General features: G+C 64.4%; 1 protein-coding gene. It reads left to right on the top strand.

All coding sequences use genetic code 11. The annotated features are described in order from the left end of the window. Positions 1-187 precede the first annotated feature (187 nt). Complete coding sequence (locus ACOVRJ_RS22530; RefSeq protein ID WP_422046061.1) at positions 188-1,591, top strand: IS1182 family transposase; 1,404 nt, start codon at positions 188-190, stop codon at positions 1,589-1,591. Positions 1,592-1,625 lie beyond the last annotated feature (34 nt).

Here is a 1,625-nt window from a genome sequence, read left to right on the forward strand (position 1 = left end):
CTCGTTGGGCTCATAACCCAAAGGTCGCAAGTTCAAATCTTGCCCCCGCAACCAAAGATTCCCGAACAAAAACAACAACTTCAGAATCGGTCGAAAGCCGCCCCCGTCAGTCCGTGTCAATACTCTGACGCCGATCTGAAGCCCTGAACACAATGCCCTGCAGCGAAAGCTGCAGGGCATTGTTCATATGGGCTACGTGCAAGGACACAGTCGAGACCAAGGCGGCCTGTTTCCGGTGTCGCTGGACGAGTTGATCGGGCCGGAGCATGTGTGCCGCGTGATCGCGGCGTTCGTGGCGCGGCTGGACTTGAAGGCGCTCGGATTTTCGCGGGCCCGCAGCAAGCCCACGGGGCGCCCGCCGTACGACCCGGCGGACCTGCTGATGCTGTTCCTGTACGGGTACCTCAATCGGGTGCGCTCATCCAGGCGTCTGGAGCGCGAGTGCCAGCGCAACATCGAAGTGATGTGGCTGCTGCACCGACTCGCGCCCGATCACAAGACCATTGCCGAGTTCCGCCGCTGCAATGCGGCGCCTCTGCGGCGGGCCGGCGCTGAGTTCGTCCGCTTTTGCGCCGAAGCCGGACTGATCCGCGGAGAGTGGGTGGCCGTGGATGGCACCAAGTTCCAGGCCGTGGCCAGCGGCAAGGCGATCCTCGACGCTGCGCAGCGGGCCGAGCTGCAAGCCAAGCTGGAACAGCGCATCGCGCAATACCTGCAGGCGTTGGATGCGGCCGATCAACAGCCAGGCGAAGCGGAGCTGGACGCGCAGGCGCTGCGCCAGGCACTGGCGCGGCTGCAGGTGCAACAAACCGAGCTGGCCAAGGTGGGCAACGACAAACAGCGCTACGTGGGCACCGAGCCCGAGGCTGTGGTGCTCAAAGGCAAGGGCCCGGGCTACAACGTGCAGACGGCTGTGGATGCCGAGCACGCCTTGATCGTGGCCCACGAGATCAACGCCCAGGCCGGTGACAACGGCTGCCTGCAGCGCATGGGGGAGGCCGCGCAGCAGGCACTGGGCGCGGCTGAACTCAAGCTGGTGGCTGATGCGGGCTACGCCAATGGCGAGCAAGCGCAGGCGCTGGAGGACAAGGGCGTGCAGGTGCATGTCCCGGTCAAGCGCGCGGTCAACAACCAGGGCGACGGCGAACTGTTCGATCGGGCTTGTTTCACCTATGACGAACAGGCCGACGCCTTCGTGTGTCCGGCCGACAAGCTGCTGCAGCGCAAGCAGATCAACCGCAAGGACAAGATGGTCGTCTATGCGGCGCAGCCCAGCGATTGCGGTACGTGCTCGATGAAGCAGCGCTGTACGACGAGCTCACGCCGGATGCTCAGCCGCCATCTGTACGAACAAGCGCTCGAACGCATCCACCAGCGCGCCACGCCGGCGGCGATGAGGCTGCGACGCTGCACCGTCGAACATCCATTTGCGGCCCTGAAGTTCCACATCTTCGAGAAACCGCGCTTCCTGATGCGGGGCCTGGCGGGCGCGGGCACGGAGATCTCCCTGGCGACGCTGGCCTACAACGTCAAGCGCGCACTGGCCGTTCTTGGCGGGCAGCGCATGCTGCAGCAACTGGCACTGCCATGACAGGGTTACTGCCCAAGTAAGGATGCCACCTAAG

The sequence above is a fragment of the Roseateles sp. genome (genome assembly GCF_049240545.1).
GTDB lineage: Bacteria > Pseudomonadota > Gammaproteobacteria > Burkholderiales > Burkholderiaceae_C > Paucibacter_A.